We start from the raw sequence: 2,208 nt of genomic DNA, 5'->3' as shown, positions 1-2,208 counted from the left end.
AAACCCATCTGGCTCAGGAGCTGTGGACGCAGATTGATAACGGTCAGCTTGCGCCTGACCTGGCTGAAATCAGGACGTCCATTACGGATGTCAGCAATGAAATCACGCAGAACGTCAATAAGAAACTGGAAGACCAGAGTGCGGCAATTCAGCAGATACAGAAGGTTCAGGTTGATACAAATAATAACCTGAACAGCATGTGGGCTGTGAAGCTGCAGCAGATGCAGGACGGACGCCTTTATATCGCGGGTATTGGTGCCGGTATTGAGAACACCCCTGACGGCATGCAGAGTCAGGTGCTGCTGGCGGCGGACAGGATTGCGATGGTTAATCCTGCGAATGGCAACACAAAACCGATGTTTGTTGGTCAGGGCGATCAGATATTCATGAACGACGTGTTCCTGAAACGCCTGACGGCCCCCACCATTACCAGTGGCGGTAATCCTCCGGCATTTTCCCTGACACCAGACGGAAAGCTGACCGCTAAAAATGCAGATATCAGTGGCAGTGTGAATGCGAACGCCGGGACGCTCAACAACGTCACGATTAATGAGAGCTGTACTATTAAGGGGATGCTTGATGCTAACCAGGTGCGTGGTGATTTTGTAAAAACGACAGGGCATCGATTTCCGCACCCCGGAGAATACCCACAGGGTTCACTTACCGTTCATATTAAGGACGATCATGCCTTTGACAGGCAGATTATAATTCAACCAATCATGTACGGTGCACCACCATATTTTAGTAAAAATGATGGCGCTAATATCTACGATACCTGCAGATTAATTGTGCGCAAAAATGGCAATGTAATCTATGACAAATCCACTAGTGGTTCGAAAAGGACAACAGTCGTGTACAGCAATATCATTGATATGCCAGTGGGGGACGGAGATGTAATATTAACATTTGAAGTTCAGTCGAGCGGCAGTGGAGAGCCCAGAACATGGATCAGTGATTTAATGGTCTCTGTCACGAAAAAAGCCGCATCCGGTATCAGTATCAGTTGAAATTTTTATAACCCCAATACGGGCGCCAGAAATGGCGCCTTTTTTATTGCAGAAAAGCGAGAGGTAATTATGCGTAAAGTTTGTGCAGCCATTTTGTCCGCAGCCATTTGTCTGGCCGTATCCGGTGCGCCTGCATGGGCGTCTGAACATCAGTCCACGCTGAGCGCGGGGTATCTTCATGCCTCGACCAACGTTCCCGGCAGCGATGATCTGAACGGGATTAACGTGAAATACCGTTATGAGTTTACGGATACGCTGGGGATGGTGACGTCATTCAGCTATGCAGGAGACAAGAATCGCCAGCTTACCCGTTACAGCGATACCCGCTGGCATGAAGATTCAGTGCGTAACCGCTGGTTCAGCGTGATGGCGGGGCCCTCTGTGCGCGTGAATGAATGGTTCAGTGCGTATGCGATGGCGGGCGTGGCTTACAGCCGTGTGTCGACTTTTTCCGGGGATTATCTGCAGGTGACCGACAGCAAGGGGAAAACGCACGATGTGCTGACCGGCAGTGATGACGGTCGCCACAGCAACACGTCTCTGGCGTGGGGGGCTGGCGTGCAGTTTAACCCGACCGAATCCGTGGCCATTGATATTGCTTATGAAGGCTCCGGCAGTGGCGACTGGCGCACTGACGGTTTCATCGTGGGCGTCGGTTATAAGTTCTGATTAGCCAGGTAACACAGTGTTATGACAGCCCGCCGGTTCAGGCGGGCTTTTTTGTGGGGTGAATATGGCAGTAAAGATTTCAGGTGTACTGAAAGACGGCACAGGAAAACCGGTTCAGAACTGCACAATCCAGCTGAAAGCAAAACGTAACAGCACCACGGTGGTGGTGAACACGCTGGCCTCAGAAAATCCGGATGAAGCCGGGCGTTACAGCATGGACGTTGAGTACGGTCAGTACAGCGTTATTCTGTTGGTGGAAGGATTCCCGCCGTCACATGCCGGGACCATCACCGTGTATGAAGATTCCCAACCCGGTACGCTGAATGATTTTCTCGGTGCCATGACGGAGGATGATGCCCGTCCGGAGGCATTGCGACGTTTTGAACTGATGGTGGAAGAGGTGGCGCGTAACGCGTCCGTGGTGGCACAGAACACGGCAGCCGCAAAGAAGTCAGCCAGCGATGCCGGCACATCTGCCCGTGAGGCGGCAACCCATGCGACTGATGCTGCAGACTCAGCACGCGCAGCCAGC

Annotated in this window: 3 protein-coding genes; all 3 read left to right on the top strand. The window is 52.0% G+C overall.

The annotated features are described in order from the left end of the window. Window positions 1-1,007 (top strand): phage tail tip protein (locus tag ACJHWT_RS25315; RefSeq protein ID WP_410232386.1); only part of this gene is annotated, 1,007 nt, incomplete at its 5' end. Between the two features lie 69 nt (window positions 1,008-1,076). Beyond that, window positions 1,077-1,676, top strand: coding sequence for an Ail/Lom family outer membrane beta-barrel protein (locus tag ACJHWT_RS25310; protein WP_025670860.1), 600 nt, complete (start codon window positions 1,077-1,079; stop codon window positions 1,674-1,676). Between the two features lie 64 nt (window positions 1,677-1,740). Beyond that, a partial coding sequence (locus tag ACJHWT_RS25305) for a prophage tail fiber N-terminal domain-containing protein (RefSeq protein ID WP_225093054.1) occupies window positions 1,741-2,208 on the top strand: 468 nt, incomplete at its 3' end.

Source organism: Escherichia sp. WS338 (assembly GCF_046486405.1).
Classification (GTDB): Bacteria; Pseudomonadota; Gammaproteobacteria; order Enterobacterales; family Enterobacteriaceae; genus Escherichia; species Escherichia coli.
The sequence above is the reverse complement of the archived record's forward strand: the minus strand, read 5'-3'. Positions and strand labels throughout refer to the sequence as shown.